Origin of the sequence: Planktotalea sp. (assembly GCF_039984035.1) — a bacterium.
Lineage (GTDB): Bacteria > Pseudomonadota > Alphaproteobacteria > Rhodobacterales > Rhodobacteraceae > Planktotalea.
Window position 1 is genome coordinate 1 of the sequence record NZ_JBDWVM010000238.1, and the last position, 16,106, is coordinate 16,106.

The 16,106-nt window shown below is 55.1% G+C and carries 14 protein-coding genes, 1 pseudogene and 1 riboswitch; of the genes and pseudogenes, 11 read left to right on the forward strand and 4 right to left on the reverse strand.

Annotated features, from left to right (window positions below; genetic code table 11):
- The 7 genes and pseudogenes from ABJQ89_RS10705 to metK form a co-directional block, all read left to right on the forward strand.
- Window positions 1–153, forward strand: a pseudogene (locus tag ABJQ89_RS10705) (OmpA family protein); the annotation flags it as partial.
- Between the two features lie 11 nt (window positions 154–164).
- Window positions 165–476: a hypothetical protein gene (locus tag ABJQ89_RS10710; protein WP_348496228.1), complete on the forward strand. Its 312-nt coding sequence runs from the start codon at window positions 165–167 to the stop codon at window positions 474–476.
- Window positions 477–586: 110 nt separating this feature from the next.
- Window positions 587–1,621 carry a PhoH family protein gene (locus ABJQ89_RS10715; RefSeq protein WP_348496229.1) on the forward strand — a complete coding sequence of 345 codons (1,035 nt, stop codon included), beginning with the start codon at window positions 587–589 and terminating at the stop codon, window positions 1,619–1,621.
- A 65-nt stretch (window positions 1,622–1,686) separates the two neighbouring features.
- Complete coding sequence (gene ybeY / locus ABJQ89_RS10720; RefSeq protein ID WP_348496230.1) at window positions 1,687–2,175, forward strand: rRNA maturation RNase YbeY; 489 nt, start codon at window positions 1,687–1,689, stop codon at window positions 2,173–2,175.
- 48 nt (window positions 2,176–2,223) lie between these two features.
- Complete coding sequence (locus tag ABJQ89_RS10725; RefSeq protein ID WP_348496231.1) at window positions 2,224–3,126, forward strand: hemolysin family protein; 903 nt, start codon at window positions 2,224–2,226, stop codon at window positions 3,124–3,126.
- A 3-nt stretch (window positions 3,127–3,129) separates the two neighbouring features.
- Window positions 3,130–4,590 (forward strand): apolipoprotein N-acyltransferase, encoded by a 1,461-nt coding sequence (gene lnt, locus ABJQ89_RS10730; RefSeq protein WP_348496232.1) that lies wholly within the window; start codon window positions 3,130–3,132, stop codon window positions 4,588–4,590.
- A gap of 31 nt (window positions 4,591–4,621) precedes the next feature.
- A riboswitch (SAM-SAH riboswitch) is annotated at window positions 4,622–4,669 on the forward strand.
- Window positions 4,670–4,675: 6 nt separating this feature from the next.
- Window positions 4,676–5,857, forward strand: coding sequence for a methionine adenosyltransferase (gene metK / locus ABJQ89_RS10735; protein WP_348496233.1), 1,182 nt, complete (start codon window positions 4,676–4,678; stop codon window positions 5,855–5,857).
- A gap of 81 nt (window positions 5,858–5,938) precedes the next feature.
- Here the strand turns inward: metK and ABJQ89_RS10740 are convergent, their stop codons facing one another.
- The gene (locus ABJQ89_RS10740) at window positions 5,939–7,117 is read right to left on the reverse strand and encodes an ammonium transporter (protein ID WP_348496234.1); all 1,179 of its coding nucleotides are present in this window, start codon (window positions 7,115–7,117) and stop codon (window positions 5,939–5,941) included.
- A gap of 258 nt (window positions 7,118–7,375) precedes the next feature.
- On the reverse strand, window positions 7,376–7,804 hold the full coding sequence (locus tag ABJQ89_RS10745) for a hypothetical protein (protein ID WP_348496235.1): 429 nt from the start codon (window positions 7,802–7,804) through the stop codon (window positions 7,376–7,378).
- Between the two features lie 143 nt (window positions 7,805–7,947).
- Here ABJQ89_RS10745 and ABJQ89_RS10750 point away from each other — a divergent pair, with 143 nt between their 5' ends.
- The 4 genes from ABJQ89_RS10750 (at window position 7,948) to ABJQ89_RS10765 (ending at window position 12,727) form a co-directional block, all read left to right on the forward strand.
- Window positions 7,948–9,159, forward strand: a complete 1,212-nt coding sequence (locus ABJQ89_RS10750; protein ID WP_348496236.1) for a TCR/Tet family MFS transporter — start codon at window positions 7,948–7,950, stop codon at window positions 9,157–9,159.
- A gap of 80 nt (window positions 9,160–9,239) precedes the next feature.
- Window positions 9,240–10,325 (forward strand): Zn-dependent alcohol dehydrogenase, encoded by a 1,086-nt coding sequence (locus ABJQ89_RS10755; RefSeq protein ID WP_348496237.1) that lies wholly within the window; start codon window positions 9,240–9,242, stop codon window positions 10,323–10,325.
- Complete coding sequence (locus tag ABJQ89_RS10760; RefSeq protein ID WP_348496238.1) at window positions 10,322–11,554, forward strand: mandelate racemase/muconate lactonizing enzyme family protein; 1,233 nt, start codon at window positions 10,322–10,324, stop codon at window positions 11,552–11,554. Before ABJQ89_RS10755 ends, ABJQ89_RS10760 begins: the two co-directional genes overlap by 4 nt.
- A 198-nt stretch (window positions 11,555–11,752) precedes the next feature.
- Window positions 11,753–12,727 carry a Gfo/Idh/MocA family oxidoreductase gene (locus tag ABJQ89_RS10765; protein ID WP_348496239.1) on the forward strand — a complete coding sequence of 325 codons (975 nt, stop codon included), beginning with the start codon at window positions 11,753–11,755 and terminating at the stop codon, window positions 12,725–12,727.
- A gap of 76 nt (window positions 12,728–12,803) precedes the next feature.
- Here ABJQ89_RS10765 and ABJQ89_RS10770 read toward each other — a convergent pair whose 3' ends face one another.
- Together ABJQ89_RS10770 and ABJQ89_RS10775 are read right to left on the reverse strand one after the other, a co-directional pair.
- Window positions 12,804–14,684 (reverse strand): acyl-CoA synthetase, encoded by a 1,881-nt coding sequence (locus tag ABJQ89_RS10770; protein ID WP_348496240.1) that lies wholly within the window; start codon window positions 14,682–14,684, stop codon window positions 12,804–12,806.
- A 197-nt stretch (window positions 14,685–14,881) separates the two neighbouring features.
- Window positions 14,882–16,000 carry a Gfo/Idh/MocA family oxidoreductase gene (locus ABJQ89_RS10775; protein WP_348496241.1) on the reverse strand — a complete coding sequence of 373 codons (1,119 nt, stop codon included), beginning with the start codon at window positions 15,998–16,000 and terminating at the stop codon, window positions 14,882–14,884.
- Window positions 16,001–16,106: the final 106 nt, after the last annotated feature.

The window sequence follows — 16,106 nt, forward strand, 5'->3', positions numbered from 1 at the left end:
AACCGTGCTGCCACGGTAGCGAACGTCGCTCGCAGCACAGGTGCTCGAGTTGTAGACGTCCGTGGATACGGTGAACGTTCACCGCGCGCATCCAACAAAACCCGTCTCGGCATGTCTAAAAACCGCCGCGTCGAAATTATCTGCATTCGCTGAGGACACAAATCATGAAACTCGCAAAAATCACCCTCGCGATTGTCGCCGCTTCTGCACTTGCTGCCTGTGAAGGTGGCAACATCGGACCTGACAAAGGCATTGACCGCGGTACAGATTCAAAGGACCTGAGCCAGCTCAAAGCCGGTATCTGGGTCGATCCAAACGGCTGTGACCACTGGATCATCGATGATGGCGTAGAAGGATATCTGTCTGCCCGTCTCGACAAATATGGCAAACCAGTTTGTTCTGGCGCAGCTCCTGCAAACGTGGCCACAGGCGACTTTAAAGGTGGCGCAACAAGCATCTTTGGAGACCTGCTCTGATCTCTAAATCAGTCACAGCATCAATATGGAGCCGCAGGTCATTCGCCTGCGGCTTTTTTCGTCCACTTAATCCATGACATCCACAAACACCCCTATCTCAGGAGACCTGCGTGAGCGCACCAACATTGTCTAAAGACCTTCCTACCGCCGTCGAAGCTGTTCTGGAGCTTCCTGATAATCGCCTATTGATTGATCTTTGCGGGGAGTTTGACAAGAACTTGGCTCAAGTGGAAAAAGGCTGCGAGGTACAAATTGTGCGCCGCGGCAACCAGTTGATCATCATGGGTGAACCGGATGCGCGCTCCGCCGCGATTGAGGTTCTCGGCACGCTTTATGGGCGTTTGGAAGACGGTAAGACCGTCGAAACGGGCGACATTGATCGCGAATTGCGCATGGGGCTGACACCGCGTGTACAAACGGGCGAGGACACGCCCGCAGATCAGATCGAAATGTTCAAGACCGACAACATCGAGATCAAGACCCGCAAGAAGCTGGTCGAGCCGCGCACCGATGCGCAGAAGGCCTATGTCACATCGCTCTTTGACAATGAACTGGCCTTTGGCATTGGACCTGCGGGAACGGGCAAAACCTATCTCGCTGTTGCGGTTGGTGTGTCTATGTTCATCGGCGGTCATGTGGACAAGATCATCCTGTCCCGCCCTGCTGTGGAAGCAGGCGAAAAGCTTGGCTATTTACCTGGTGATATGAAGGACAAGGTCGATCCTTACATGCAGCCGCTTTATGATGCGCTCAATGACTTCTTGCCTGCCAAACAGCTGACCAAACTGCTGGAAGACAAGCGCATTGAAATCGCGCCGCTCGCCTTTATGCGAGGGCGCACCTTGTCCAATGCGTTTGTGGTGTTGGACGAGGCACAAAACGCCACCACCATGCAAATGAAAATGTTCCTCACCCGCCTTGGCGAAGGATCGCGCATGGTTATCACGGGCGATAGGACTCAGATCGATTTGCCGCGCGGCGTACCATCCGGCCTTGCCGATGCAGAGCGATTGTTGAACACGATCCCGTCGATCAGCTTCAACTACTTCACCTCTAAGGACGTTGTGCGCCATCCGCTTGTCGCGGCGATCATCGAAGCCTATGAGGCAGATCACGAAGCCATGCTTGCACGTAAGAAAACCTAAAGCCCTTTCATCTTTCCAGATAAACTTCGGGGGCTTGGGGGCTGGCCCCCAAGCCGATGGATCACATGCTGACAGATATAGTTTTTGAAGATGACCGCTGGCAAAAGCTGGACTTCGCCGCGTTGATGGAACGCGCAGCGGTGCAAACCCTGCGCCACCTTGAGTTTGATCCGAGCGACTATGAAATCGCTGTGCTCGCTTGCGATGATGCCCGCATTGCTGAGCTCAACACCGAATTCAGAGACAAGCCAACGCCGACGAATGTTCTGTCTTGGCCCTCGGATGAGCGCGCCAGCGACACTGATGGTGGCATGCCGGAGGCACCAGAGCTGCCGATGGACGCCGAACTCGGAGATATTGCCATCAGTTTTGACACTTGCGCGCGTGAAGCTGAGGCCGCAGGCAAGCCAATGCAGGAGCATGTCAGTCACTTAATCGTGCACGGCGCGCTTCATTTGCTGGGCTATGACCATATTCGTGACCTCGATGCCACTTTGATGGAAGAAACCGAGGTCTTGATACTTGGCACTTTAGGCATAGATAGCCCATATTGACCGCAGTTACGTTAGTACGTTTCATTTATACAAGGATTACAGCGCGCCATGGGCGACAACGACGGCTCCTCTATCGCAGCGCATAGCGCGCCTGCCAAAGAGCAAACACCCCCTAGCACGCCGGACCAAAAAGAAGACATTGGTTTCTTTTCCCGCGTCATTTCTGCCCTAAGCCCGTCTGAAGGCGGCCAACCTGACGCCACACCTGCGCCTGCAACGCCGCGCACACAGCCCCATGGTATGATAAACTTGCGGCGCATGCGCATTGAAGACGTGGCAATCCCCAAAGCCGATATCGTCGCCGTGCCTGCTACTGCGAGCAAAGAAGAATTGCTTGATGTGTTCAAGGAAAGCGGGCTGACACGTCTTCCCGTTTATAACGACACGCTTGATACGCCGCTTGGATTTGCCCACCTCAAAGACTTCGCGCTTTTGCATGGGTTTAACAGCAAGGACACGGCCTTTGAGCTGGAAGCCATGCTGCGCCCTTTGCTTTATGTGCCGCCCTCGATGCCGATTGGTATTTTGCTGACTAAGATGCAGACTGAGCGCCGCCATATGGGATTGGTGATCGACGAATACGGCGGTGTTGATGGGCTTGTGACCATCGAAGATCTTATCGAACAGGTGATCGGTGAAATCGAAGATGAACATGACACCGAAGAAGCGGATCTTTGGACCTTAGAAAAATCAGGGCAATATTTGGCGCAAGCCAAGGCGCCGCTGGATGAATTCGAAGACGCCATTGGCATTCGCTTGACCGAAGACGATGACATCGACGAGGAAGAGATCGAAACGCTTGGTGGTTTGGTCTTTATGCTGGCAGGTCACGTCCCTGCACGCGGTGAAGTCGTGCGCCATCCAGCCGGCTACGAGTTCGAAGTCATCGATGCAGACCCGCGCCGGATCAAACGGCTGCGCGTGCGCCTTGCGCCCCCGCCTGCCGAATAACCAATGACCGCGCGGCGACGTCACTTTCTGTTCTGCATTTTGGCAGGGCTGTGTTTTGCCGCCGCTCAGGCCCCAATTGGGATTTGGCCGCTCGTTCTGGTTGGTTTTGCGCTGTCTGTTTGGCTTTTGACGCAGGCGAGCACAGTCAAACGCGCGGCTTGGACGGGGTGGGCGATCGGCTTTAGCTACTTTGCCGCCTCGCTGAATTGGCTCATCGAACCTTTTCTGGTCGATGCAGCGCGTCATGCGTGGATGGCGCCATTTGCGTTGGCTGGCATGGCTGGAGGGCTTGCCCTTTTCTGGGCGCTTCCCTTTGCCATTGCGAACCGTTTTGGCAAGCCTGCGAGCGTTCTCGCGCTTTGGCCATTGGCCGAATACGCGCGCAGCACGATCTTTTCCGGTTTCCCTTGGGGGTTGCAAGCTTACGCTTGGATTGACACGCCACTTGCACAAATCGCGGCCATCGTCGGGCCATACGGGCTTGGCGCGGTGACGCTCTTTATTGCCGCCCTTCCCGTGCTTTGGGATTGGCGAAAGGGCGGCGCGGTTGGCGTGATGTGCCTTGGCGTGCTCGCGTTTGTCGGGATGGCCCAATTGAAAACGGATGCCTCCGCCCCGCCAGACGCGCCGATCATCCGCCTAACCCAACCTAATGCGCCGCAACATCAAAAGTGGGATTCCGATTTCATGGGGGTGTTCTTTGCGCGGCAAATTCAAGCCACCCAAGCCGCGCCCAAACCCGATTTGATCGTCTGGCCTGAAACCTCGTTGCCCAACTGGCTCAACGATGCTGAATTTACCTTGGCCAACATCAGCGATGCCGCGCAAGGCGTGCCTGTGCTGATTGGTGCGCAGCGATATGAGGGGCGCTCTGCCTTCAACAGCCTTGCTGTGCTGGATGCGGATGGCGCGCTTGGTAAAGTTTACGACAAACACCATCTCGTGCCTTTTGGCGAGTATCTTCCCCTGACCGGCCTCATGAGCCGCCTCGGGCTGAAAGCAATGACCGAAACCTTCGGTGGGTTTAAAGCTGGCGCAGGGCCGGAGTTGATCGATCTGGGACCACTTGGCAAAACGCTACCGCTAATCTGTTACGAAGCGGTCTTTCCCCATCAAATGCAAAGCGCCGAGGGGCGACCCGATTTCCTATTGCACGTCACAAATGACGCTTGGTTTGGGACATGGTCCGGCCCCTACCAGCATCTCGTTCAGGCGCAATTTCGCGCGATTGAGCAAGGATTGCCGCTCATGCGGAGCGCGAACACCGGCGTGACAGCTGCGATTGACGCGCACGGACGGATCACTGAGAGCATTGCGCTTGGACTGTCGGGGCACATTGATGCAGCACTGCCACCGCCCTTGGCGCCAACATTTTATTCACGACTTGGAGATATTCCCGCTCTGATTGCCTTGCTTTTACTTTTGATCGCCACACATTTGCCCTATCGACCCGTCAAGGATTGACGCGATACAGAACCGCGCGTAACCCTGTCCTAATCCGCCACAACGGCTTCCTGACGTGGCGCAGTACCCCATTGGAGCACTATTCATGACACGCCAAAACTACACTTTCACCTCGGAATCTGTTTCCGAAGGACACCCTGATAAGGTGTGCGACCGCATTTCCGACGCTGTGCTGGACGCATTCCTGACAGAAGAACCAGAAGCGCGTGTCGCTGCGGAGACCTTCGCAACCACCAATCGCGTCGTTATTGGCGGCGAAGTTGGCCTGTCCGATCAATCCAAACTCACCGAGTATATGGGCCGCATCGAAGACATTGCGCGCGCCTGCATCAAAGACATCGGCTATGAGCAAGACAAGTTTCATCACGAGACATGTGAGATCACCAACCTGTTGCACGAGCAATCTGCGCATATCGCGCAGGGCGTCGATTCTGCTGCGGACAAGGACGAAGGCGCAGGCGATCAGGGCATCATGTTCGGCTATGCGACGAATGAAACCGCCGCGCTCATGCCCGCCCCCATTCAATATTCCCACGCGATTTTGCGCCGCCTTGCAGAAGTGCGCAAAGACGGCACAGAGCCAACACTGCGCCCAGACGCCAAGTCCCAGTTGTCTGTGATCTACAAAGACGGCAAGCCTGTTGGCGTGTCTTCTATTGTTTTGTCGACGCAGCACAGTGAAGAGAGCCAAACCTCTGACGATATCCGCGCCATTGTGGAGCCCTACATTCGCGAGGTCCTGCCAGAAGGTTGGATTAGCGATGCAACCGAATGGTGGGTCAACCCGACAGGCACGTTTGTAATTGGCGGCCCCGATGGGGATGCCGGTTTGACGGGCCGTAAGATTATCGTGGACACTTATGGCGGCGCTGCGCCTCATGGCGGCGGTGCATTCTCGGGCAAAGACCCAACCAAGGTGGATCGCTCAGCCGCTTACGTTGCGCGCTACTTGGCAAAGAACGTTGTCGCCTGCGGCATGGCAGAGCGCTGCACCATCCAGCTGTCTTATGCGATTGGCGTGTCCAAACCGCTTTCGATCTATTGCGATACGTTCGGCACGGGCCAAGTCAGCGATGCGGCGATTGAAAAAGCGATTGATCAGTGTATCGATCTGACGCCGCGCGGCATTCGTGAGCATTTGCAGCTCAACAAACCGATCTATCAGCGCACGGCAGCCTATGGTCACTTTGGGCGCGAACCTGAAGCAGATGGTGGGTTCTCTTGGGAGAAAACCGATCTGGACGCGGCATTGAAGAAAGCAGTTTAAGCCTGCATTTTTGACAGTACGTAAAACAAAGGGCAGTCGCTTCGCAGCGCCTGCCCTTTTTCATATCTGTGGGTCTGGATATTAAGAGTTTAGATGGTAGGCGCGCTGTTTGTGCACCGCGAGATCCAATCCTAGTTCTTCGGTTTCCGCATCGACGCGTAGCCCGACCAACCCCTTGCAGAAGAAGATAAGAACCAGCGACACTACAGTCGTGTAGACGCCAACGATCAGGATACCACCCGCTTGCGTTGACCACGATGCCGCGCCCAAGGCCGCCAGCATGACCGAGCCGAGAATGCCGCCGACGCCGTGCACTGCAAACACGTCGAGTGCATCATCAATGCCCAGTTTATGACGGATAAGATACACCGCCTCTTGGCAAACGATGCCTGCAACAAAGCCGATCAGCAAAGCATAGGTTGGACCAACGTAGCCAGAGGCAGGCGTGATCGCTGCAAGTCCGGCAATCGTGCCTGTGACCATGCCGGTCAAAGTGACTTCACCGTATTTCCACCAACCCCAGAACATCCATGTGATCGTTGAGGTCGCGCCTGCGAGAATGGTCAACGCCATTGCAAGGGCTGCGCTGGCATCTGCTGCAAGACGTGCACCGCCGTTGAAGCCAAGCCAACCGACCCACAGCATTGCAGCGCCTATCAGGACCAAACCAGGGTTGTGCGCTCCATGAGAGCGGTCAAGGCGTGGGCCAATGATCACAGCAATCAGCAACGCAGCGATCCCAGAAGTTTCATGGATCACAATGCCGCCCGCAAAATCGCGTACGCCAGCATCACCAAACAAACCACCATCTGACAGGAAGCCACCGCCCCAAATCCAATGTGCGACGGGTGCGTAAACCAGAAGCATCCATAGGCTTGAGAACAAGATCACAAAGGAAAATTTAACCCGCTCCACATAGGCGCCCAGAATGAGCGCTGGCGTGATGATTGCGAACACCATCTGGAACGCGAAAAACAGGATTTCTGGTAAAGAGCCAGATTGGCTCATTAGCGTTATGTCCTGCAAGAACGCTTTGCTAATTCCACCCCAATATTGGCCTTCTCCGCCGAAAGCGATTGAATACCCAACCGCAAACCACAAAATCGCCATGCAACACGCGATTGCAAAACATTGCATATAAACGCTAATTACGTTTCTAGCGCGCACCATGCCGCCATAAAAAAGGGCCAGTCCCGGCAACGTCATGAAAAACACCAACGTCGTCGCAACCAGCATCCATGCTGTATCTGCCTGATTCATAGAGAGCCCCCCGCTCAGAAAATGAACACCTCGCTGAAAATGTTAGCAAAATATCGATATTAGGCAATGTAAGAAGTCGTTTTACTTTACGGAAAGGACAAAGAAGTTTTTCATTTGAATTGACGTAGTTTTGAATGACGTCACACTCACCTATCCTAAAGATGCATTTCTTAACATATGCAATTTAATGATGTATTTTTCATTTCTCAAACCGCTCATCTGAATTGTTTGAAAAAAACGCTCAATCAAAAATGAAAATTATCTCTTTTGCTTTTTATCGCGGTGGTAATTCAGAGCCATTGCAACTGCAGCACGCGTTGCGAAATCGGGCAAGTCGTGATCGAGCGGCACAGTCGCTGCGCGCGTACCCTCGTATTCAAATTCAATTGGGAAATCCCCGCGCAATCGGGAAACTAGGTCCGTTTTGCAATTGAAAAAGAGGCCAAATTTATCCTCTCGCTTCGCAGACCAACCGATACGGATTGTGGTGCCAGCCTTGGTCTTAGGCGTTAAGTAGGATGGCTCGCCCCACTTGAGCGTTTCTTCCAAAGGTCCGACACCGAGGCGTTCGGCCTCTTCAAAGATCATTTGCCGCACGTCCATGAACTTGGCTTGCGCGCGTGCGGGGTAACTTTGCAGCACTGTGCGAACTGGTTCAGGAATTTCCGGTACTGCGTGTTGTATCATTTGAATTGCCCCTTATCTTCTAGCGACGTCGGCTTTGCCAAACGACCACCCTGCACCTATCATTTCGCCAGCAGGCGATATTGTGATGCCTCGGTATTTGCGCCAAGCTCTCTTCAACACCAAATTTAGAAATTGGCCCGCTTATGAAACCTTCACGATTGCCGATCTTTTTCATCGTAGCGACCGTTATGATCGATGCAATGGGCATCGGGCTGATTATGCCCGTGATGCCCGATCTGCTGCGCGAAGTGGATGGCGGTGATCTCGGCGCTGCCGCCGTTTGGGGCGGGATTTTAGCGACCACTTTTGCAGCTATGCAATTCTTGTTCGGGCCAGTCATTGGATCGCTGAGTGATCGCTTCGGGCGTAAGCCTATTCTGGTGATCTCGCTGATCATCATGGCCTTTGACTATGTTTTGATGGCGGTTGCCGGCTCTGTCTGGCTATTGCTGATCGGACGGGTCATCGGCGGCATTACGGCCGCGACCCATGCAACGGCGGCGGCCTATATCGCAGATGTGTCCAAACCCGATGAAAAGGCTGCAAACTTTGGCCTGATCGGCGCGGGCTTTGGCATCGGCTTTGTCCTCGGCCCTGTGATTGGCGGTGTGTTGGCTGAATTTGGCACGCGCGCACCGTTTTGGGCGGCGGCGGTTCTTGCGCTTAGCAATGCGGTCTTTGGCTGGTTCATCCTACGCGAAAGCGTCACGGACGCCACGCGCCGCGCCTTTAGCTGGAAACGCGCAAATCCCTTTGGTGCTTTCAAATCGATTGGCAGCTTCCCGGGCCTTGGGGCTTTGCTCACCGTCTATTTCTTTTACCAGTTTGCGAGCATGGTTTACCCAACTGTCTGGGCGTTTTACGGCACTGAGCGATATGATTGGTCCCCGAGCACAATCGGCCTATCCCTTGCGATCTTCGGGATCGGCTTTGCTATGGTGCAGGGCACTTTGGTCAAACCCTCAATCCGTCTCATGGGGCACCGCAAGACCGTCCTTGTCGGCTTGGGCCTTGAGCTGGTTGCGCTTTTGATGGTCGCGGCGGTTTGGTCGGGGACACTGTTGTTGTTCCTGATCCCAGTTACCGCACTCGGCGCGATTGGACTGCCAGCATTGCAAGGGATTATGTCCCGCCGCGTCACGGACGATGTTCAGGGCGAGTTGCAAGGCGTGCTCACCTCGGTCAATTCGCTGGCCGCTATTTTGGCCCCTCTCGTGATGACACGCAGCTTCGCCTATTTCACCGCAGAGGATGCGCCGGTCTATTTGCCGGGCGCGCCTTTCCTGATCGCGGCGGTTCTGATGGTCATCTCGGTTTTCATTTTTCAAATGCGGAAAAAGACTTCCGTGGCGTAATTAGACACGCTTAATGTCGGAAAGCGACTTGTGAGCACTCTTCAACTTGTTAACGCTAGCTCCAAGTTCAGGAGAAGAATATGTCTACAATCAAAGCCGCCGTTTGCCACGAATTCGGTGCCCCCCTTTCCATTGACGACGTGCAATTGCGCGGCCCCGAAATGGGTGAAATCGAAGTAACGCTGGATGCAGTGGCGATCTGCCATTCGGACATCACGTTCATCGATGGCGGTTGGGGCGGCTCGCTCCCCGCTGTTTATGGCCATGAAGCGGCTGGTATCGTCAGCAGCGTTGGCGCTGGCGTTGTTGGCCTGAGCGAGGGCGATAGCGTTGTTGTGACGCTCATCCGCGCTTGCGGAAACTGTTCCTCTTGCGCGGAAGGCGCGCCGACGCTGTGCAGCACGCCCTATGACGGCGATCTTGGTCCGTTGAAAACCGCAGATGGCGGCAAACTACACCAAGCGATGGCATGCGGTGCTTTTGCTGAGAAGGTGGTTGTGGATCAACGCCAAGTGGTGAAGATCGCCCATGACATTCCAAAAGATGCCGCTGCCTTGTTGGCCTGCGGCGTTATCACGGGTGTTGGCGCGGTGATCAACGCAGCAGAGCTGCGCGCGGGTCAGGACGTTGTTGTAATCGGCGCAGGTGGCGTTGGTCTGAACGCGATCCAAGGGGCGCGCATTGCGGGTGCCCGCCGCATCGTCGCTGTGGATATGAGCGAAGAAAAGTTGGAAATTGCCAAGAGCTTTGGCGCGACGGATGGCGTTTTGGCGACCGTTGATAAACCTTGGCGCGCGGCCAAAGAGGCGATGGGGCGCGGCGCTGATGCGGTGATCGTCACTGTCGGCGCGATCCCGGCTTATGAGCAAGCGCCGCAGTATCTGGCCTATGGCGGTCAGGTGATCATGGTTGGCATGCCGCATTCTGGCACGAAGGCGATGTATGAACCGGTCAACATGGCGGCTGTTGGTCAGGGCATGAAAGGCTCCAAGATGGGCGATGTTGTTATTCAACGCGATATCCCTTGGATGGTGGACATGTATGGACAGGGGCGTTTGCAACTGGATGAATTGATTTCTGGCCGTTGGTCATTGGATCAAATCAACGAGGCGATTGCCGACACCAAAACAGGCTCCGCGAAACGCAACGTGATTATGTTCTCATGAAGCTTCAGGACCTAGACATCATCGTCACGGCGCCCCCTGCCCCCGGTTGGGGTGGGCGCTATTGGATCCTGGTGAAAGTCACGACAGACACGGGGATCACCGGTTGGGGCGAATGCTATGCCTCCACCATCGGGCCAGAGGCCATGCGCCCCGTGATCGAAGATGTCTTTGAGCGGCACATGCAGGGTGAAAATCCTGAAAACGTGGAGCTGATGTTCCGCCGCGTTTATTCCTCTGGCTTTACGCAACGCCCTGATCTGACGGCCATGGGCGCGTTTTCAGGTTTGGAAATTGCGTGCTGGGACATCCTCGGCAAAGCGCGAGAACGTCCTGTTTATGCGCTGCTCGGCGGCAAGATGAACGACCGTATTCGCGCCTACACCTATCTTTACCCGCTGCCGCACCATGACATGACGAAGTTCTGGACCTCGCCTGAAATGGCGGCGGAATCTGCAGCCGATGCGGTTGCACGTGGCTATACGGCGGTGAAGTTCGACCCTGCGGGCCCCTACACCCTGCGCGGTGGACATATGCCCGCGATGAGTGACATCAGCCAATCCGTTGCCTTCTGTAAAGCCATTCGCGAAGCGGTTGGCGATAAGGCCGATCTGCTGTTTGGTACACATGGGCAATTCAACACGGCAGGTGCGATCCGCCTTGGTCAAGCGATCGAACCCTATTCGCCGCTTTGGTATGAAGAGCCAACACCGCCAGATCATATCGAAGATATGGCCCGCGTCGCACGTAACGTGCGCATCCCTGTTGCCACGGGCGAGCGGATGACAACGAAGACCGAGTTTGCGAATGTCTTGCGCAGCGGTGCGGCTGAAATCCTGCAGCCTGCTTTGGGGCGCGCTGGTGGTATTTGGGAGATGAAGAAGGTGGCGGCGATTGCCGAGGTCTTCAATGCGCAAATGGCACCGCATCTTTATGCGGGGTCCGTTGAATGGGCCGCGAACGTGCATCTGGCAGCGTCTATCCCGAACATCCTCTTGGCGGAAACCATTGAAACCCCGTTCCATGACGCGTTGATCAAAGGCTCAATCAAGGTGGAGGACGGTTTCATCGCGCCGCCTACAGCGCCCGGCCTTGGCATTGATGTGGATGAAGAGTTGGCCCGCGCCAACCCATACACGGGCGATGGCTTGCACTTGGAAATGCAAGAAGCGCCGTGCGACTACGCCAATGGCAATGCCTTTGAAGGTGGTGCGCCAGCGCCAAAAGACTAACCTCTGCATGCCCTGACTTTTCGGGGAATCTCATAAACGAACGCCATCAGAGCCACGTGCTTTGGTGGCGTTTTCGTTTATTTCTCAGAAACCCAAGGTCCCTTGGTTGCGGGGCAATTTCAGAAGTGCTTTGATCCCATACAGTTTAAAAACGTCAGTCTCTTCCAAATAAGAGACCGATGTAGACAGGGATTTAAAATGCAACCGAAACAAGATAGCGCCGTTCACTGGGGAATTCTGGGCTGCGGCGAAGTTACAGAAGTTAAAAGCGGCCCTGCCTTGCAAAAAGCGCCGCGCTCGCAGCTTGTTTCGGTCATGCGCCGCGATGGTGACAAGGCGGCTGACTATGCCAAACGTCACAACGTGGCGCGTTGGACGGATGATGTGGATACGCTTTTAGCTGACCCCGAAATCAACGCCATTTACATCGCAACCCCGCCCAATTCGCATGCTGATTATGCGATCCGTGCATTGAAAGCGGGTAAGAATGTTCTTCTCGAAAAACCAATCGCGTTGAACAGTGAAGAATGCAATTCAATTGAAGCGGCTTTGCGCGAAACTGGCGGCAAATTATGCGTGGCTTATTATCGCCGCGCATTGCCACGTTTTGAAAAGCTCAGAGAAATTGTAGAAGATGGCACAATCGGTAAAGTTAATCTGATCGAGGTCCGTCAGTTCAAGCAAGCAAGCAACGCGCCGAACCAGAGCTGGAAAACCGATCCCAAAGTTGGTGGCGGCGGTAACTTTGTCGATATGCAAACTCACACGCTCGATTGGCTGACCTATTTGTTCGGCAAGCCTGCGAAGGTTCAAGGCCTTAAGAAGAACACCTCTGGCCTATACGCGGCTGAGGATTTCGTCAGTTACCTTTTCGATTATGAAACGTTCACGGTTTCGGGCCTTTGCTCCTATGCGGCAACACGGGACGAAGAGGCCGTGATCATCCATGGTGAAAAAGGCTCTGCCAGCATGGGCTTCTTCCGACCAAGCGATATCACCCTCACGGTTGATGGTGTCGAACAGATCATCGCGCTTCCCGATCCCGCCCATGTGCATCAACCTTTTGTTGAACGTGTGATTGAGTATTTTCTAGACGATACGCCAAACCCGTGCAGCGCCGAAGCCGGTCGACTTAGCACCGAACTGGTTGAAGATATTTTTGCAGGGTTGTGAAAGCGACCGCATAGACAAACAAAAAACCCGCTCTATTCAGAGCGGGGTTTTCTATTCTTAGAGGTGAGGACGCAGTTTAAGCTGCGACCCACTCCCATGGGCGCGTGAAGCTGCCAAGGACCGCTGTCACGGCTGCATCGTCTTCACCGCTCGCAGAAAGCTGCGCTACGAGGCCGCGCTTTTTGTCGTCGATGATCTTCTCAACGCGTGTCGTGAGACCCGCTTTCGCGAGCGCTTCGTCATAGACACGTGTGATCGCCATGCGGCGCAGGTCTGGTTTGAAGACTTTGCCAACGGCAGTTTTTGGCAGTTCTTCCAAGATCGTCAGATGCTTCGGACGCGCCGCGCGTTCATGGACGTGTGTTTCGCAGAATTCGATCAATTCCGCCTCAGTGACCGTCGCACCAGCAACCAGCTCGACGAAGGCACACGGCATTTCGCCGGCATGCGCATCAGGTTGACCGATTGCGCCAGCGAACGCGACAGCCTCATGTCCCAGCAACGCTTCTTCGATTTCCGCGGGATCGATGTTGTGACCACCGCGAATGATCAGATCCTTGGCGCGCCCTGTGATCCAGAGATATTCCTCTTCGTCAAAACGACCAAGATCGCCCGTGCGCAGATAATCACCATGGAACAGGTTCACGTTTTTATCCGCTTCCGTGTAGGTATTGCCCACATAGACACCCGGGTTGGAAATGCAAATTTCACCGATTTCATCAACGCCGCATTCAATCGGACCATCTGGCGAGTCGCGCAGAATCTTAACGTCGGTATAAGGATAGGTGATGCCGATGGAGCCAACCTTCTTTTTGCCATGCAGCGGGTTACCTGACACGATGCAGGTTGCTTCGGTCAAACCGTAGCCTTCGGCAATCTGCACGCCCGTCGCTTTTTCAAAGCGTTTGAACAGCTCAACAGGGAGCGGCGCAGAGCCGGAGAAGGCGCTTTTCACGGTGCTCACATCTGCATCAACAGGGCGCTGCATCAACGCTGAGATTGCGGTTGGAACGGTGATAATGAAGCTGACTTCCCAGCGCTCGACCAGTTTCCAGAAGTTGTCAAACACACCTTCGCCGCGATAGCCTTGAGGCGTTGGAAAAATGGCGTGTCCGCCGCTGGAGAGAACCGACATAATGATCACGTGGACCGCAAAGACGTGGAACATCGGCAGCGGACAAATGACGTTGTCTTCCGAGCTACAGAACATTTCCTTGCCCATCCAACCATTGTAGATCATGCCGCTATACTTGTGCTGCGCCACCTTTGGCATGCCTGTCGTGCCGCCCGTATGGAAATAGGCGGCAACACGATCACCAGCGCTGTCCGCGAAATCGAGCGTTTTGTTCTGCTTCGCGATTTCAGCGTTGAAGTTCAGCACCTTAGCATGATGATCCGTTGGGTTCTTAGGGCGCACCAGCGGAACGATCCAGCTTTTTGGTGGTGTGAGGTAGCGGTTGAGATCAACCTCCAGAACGGTTTTTACGTTCGGCGCGTGACGCACGGCTTCCGCCGTTTTCTGAGCGACGTCAGACTTCGGGAAGGCCTTGAGCGTGACGACAACTTTTGCATTTGTCTCGCGCAGGATCGATGCGATTTGATCGGCTTCCAAGAGCGGGTTGATCGGGTTGGAAATACCCGCGATCATGCCGCCCATGAGCGCGAGAACCGTCTCGTTTGCGTTTGGCATGATGTAGGCGACAACGTCTGTTTCGCCAACGCCGAGACTGCGGAACAGGTTCGCGGCTTGCACGGACTTGTCGTGCATATCTTTCCAGGTGAACGTTTCGGCCTTGTCCTTTGGACCCGATAGCAATTGATAGCTTATTGCTTTGTTGTTTGGATACTGCTGGGCTGTTCGGCTAAGAAGACCATAGATCGTTGCCGGGACATCCCGCTCTGACCATGGCATCTCGTTCTCAACCGCGCGTTTGTCCGCTACCGTTTTTAATTCCATGACCACTCCTCCCCTGAGTCATACGCGCTGAGTGTTAGCGCTTTGGCACAAAGATGGATGGGCCACCAAATAAACGCAACCCTTCCCAAACGTTGTTTACCTAAGTTGATTCAACGTAAGGCCGCGAAATTCAGGGATTACACCCATGTCGGCGGCCCTCTCAGGTCATTTGCGCCAAGGTGCTAAGCAATCCCGCCCTAGAGAGTGACCCAAGATGAGGACTCCGTTGAGGATCGCTGACAGGCGTCAACAAACTTCACGCCTTCCAAACCATCCTTCAATCCGAGCACAGCACTATGCGCCTCTGCGCTGCCTGAAATTGCATCCGCGGCTTCGTGGTAGAGCGTGGCGAAGGCTTCTAAATATCCCTCTGGATGGCCTGCTGGTATGCGGGTCACGGCTTCGGCTGCGGGATGCGCGGCGCCGCTGCCGCGCGTGATCAACTGGGGCGCTTCACCAAGTTTCGTAAAGCGCAGCACGTTCGGGTTTTCTTGTTCCCAATAGAGCGACGCTTTGGCGCCATAGACCGCAAGCGTGAGGTTGTTTTCGTTTCCAATGGCGACTTGGCTGACCCAAATGTGACCGGTTGCGCCGCCCTCATATTGCAAGGACACGCGCGCATCATCATCAACGCTACGCCCCGCAACGACGCTGCTGAGCGTGGCGCTGAGCACTTTGGTTTTTAGGCCCGTGACAAAGCCCGCGAGATTGTAGGCGTGCGTGCCAATGTCGCCAATAGCGCCGCCGCCTGCCTGTGCAGGATCAGTGCGCCACGTGGCCTGTTTATTATCGGGATCGGCCGGTTCACTGAGCCAATCTTGCAGGTATTGCGCCTGCACAATGCGGATATCCCCCAGATCGCCATTTGCCACCATTTGGCGGGCCTGACGGATCATCGGATAACCGGTGTAATTGTGGGTCAGAAAGAACGATGCGTTTGAACCTTCTGCCGCTTTGATCAACGCATTGGCTTGCTCGAGCGTCGCGGTCATGGGTTTGTCGCAGATGACATGGATGCCTGCCGCCAAGAACGCCTCAGCGATGGGGCCGTGCAGATGGTTGGGTGTTACGATGGACACCGCGTCGATCCCATCCTCGCGCGCGGCCTCGGCTTTGGCCATTTCGCGAAAATCCGCATAGGAGCGGTCAGGAGCGACGCCAAGCTCGGCGGCGGAGGCATGGGCGCGCGCTGCATCAGAGGCAAACGCCCCTGCCACAAGATCAAAGCGCCCATCGATGCGCGCGGCGATGCGATGCACACCGCCGATGAACGCACCTTGACCACCGCCAACCATACCGAGCTTGAGACGTGTCATTTTAGATTCCCATCATTCTGTGCAGGGCTGCTTTGTCGACGCCAGACCCTGCGAAGTCATCAAACGCTTTGTCTGTGAGCTGGATCAGGTGATCGGTGATGAAGGG

What these genes read in the sequence shown, in the direction of transcription:
- ABJQ89_RS10710 (WP_348496228.1), top strand. Translation starts at nt 165, where the DNA reads ATGAAACTCGCAAAAATCACCCTCGCGATTGTCGCCGCTTCTGCACTT.
- ybeY (WP_348496230.1), top strand. Translation starts at nt 1,687, where the DNA reads ATGCTGACAGATATAGTTTTTGAAGATGACCGCTGGCAAAAGCTGGAC.
- ABJQ89_RS10725 (WP_348496231.1), top strand. Translation starts at nt 2,224, where the DNA reads ATGGGCGACAACGACGGCTCCTCTATCGCAGCGCATAGCGCGCCTGCC.
- lnt (WP_348496232.1), top strand. Translation starts at nt 3,130, where the DNA reads ATGACCGCGCGGCGACGTCACTTTCTGTTCTGCATTTTGGCAGGGCTG.
- metK (WP_348496233.1), top strand. Translation starts at nt 4,676, where the DNA reads ATGACACGCCAAAACTACACTTTCACCTCGGAATCTGTTTCCGAAGGA.
- ABJQ89_RS10740 (WP_348496234.1), bottom strand. Translation starts at nt 7,117, where the DNA reads ATGAATCAGGCAGATACAGCATGGATGCTGGTTGCGACGACGTTGGTG.
- ABJQ89_RS10745 (WP_348496235.1), bottom strand. Translation starts at nt 7,804, where the DNA reads ATGATACAACACGCAGTACCGGAAATTCCTGAACCAGTTCGCACAGTG.
- ABJQ89_RS10750 (WP_348496236.1), top strand. Translation starts at nt 7,948, where the DNA reads ATGAAACCTTCACGATTGCCGATCTTTTTCATCGTAGCGACCGTTATG.
- ABJQ89_RS10755 (WP_348496237.1), top strand. Translation starts at nt 9,240, where the DNA reads ATGTCTACAATCAAAGCCGCCGTTTGCCACGAATTCGGTGCCCCCCTT.
- ABJQ89_RS10760 (WP_348496238.1), top strand. Translation starts at nt 10,322, where the DNA reads ATGAAGCTTCAGGACCTAGACATCATCGTCACGGCGCCCCCTGCCCCC.
- ABJQ89_RS10765 (WP_348496239.1), top strand. Translation starts at nt 11,753, where the DNA reads ATGCAACCGAAACAAGATAGCGCCGTTCACTGGGGAATTCTGGGCTGC.
- ABJQ89_RS10770 (WP_348496240.1), bottom strand. Translation starts at nt 14,684, where the DNA reads ATGGAATTAAAAACGGTAGCGGACAAACGCGCGGTTGAGAACGAGATG.
- ABJQ89_RS10775 (WP_348496241.1), bottom strand. Translation starts at nt 16,000, where the DNA reads ATGACACGTCTCAAGCTCGGTATGGTTGGCGGTGGTCAAGGTGCGTTC.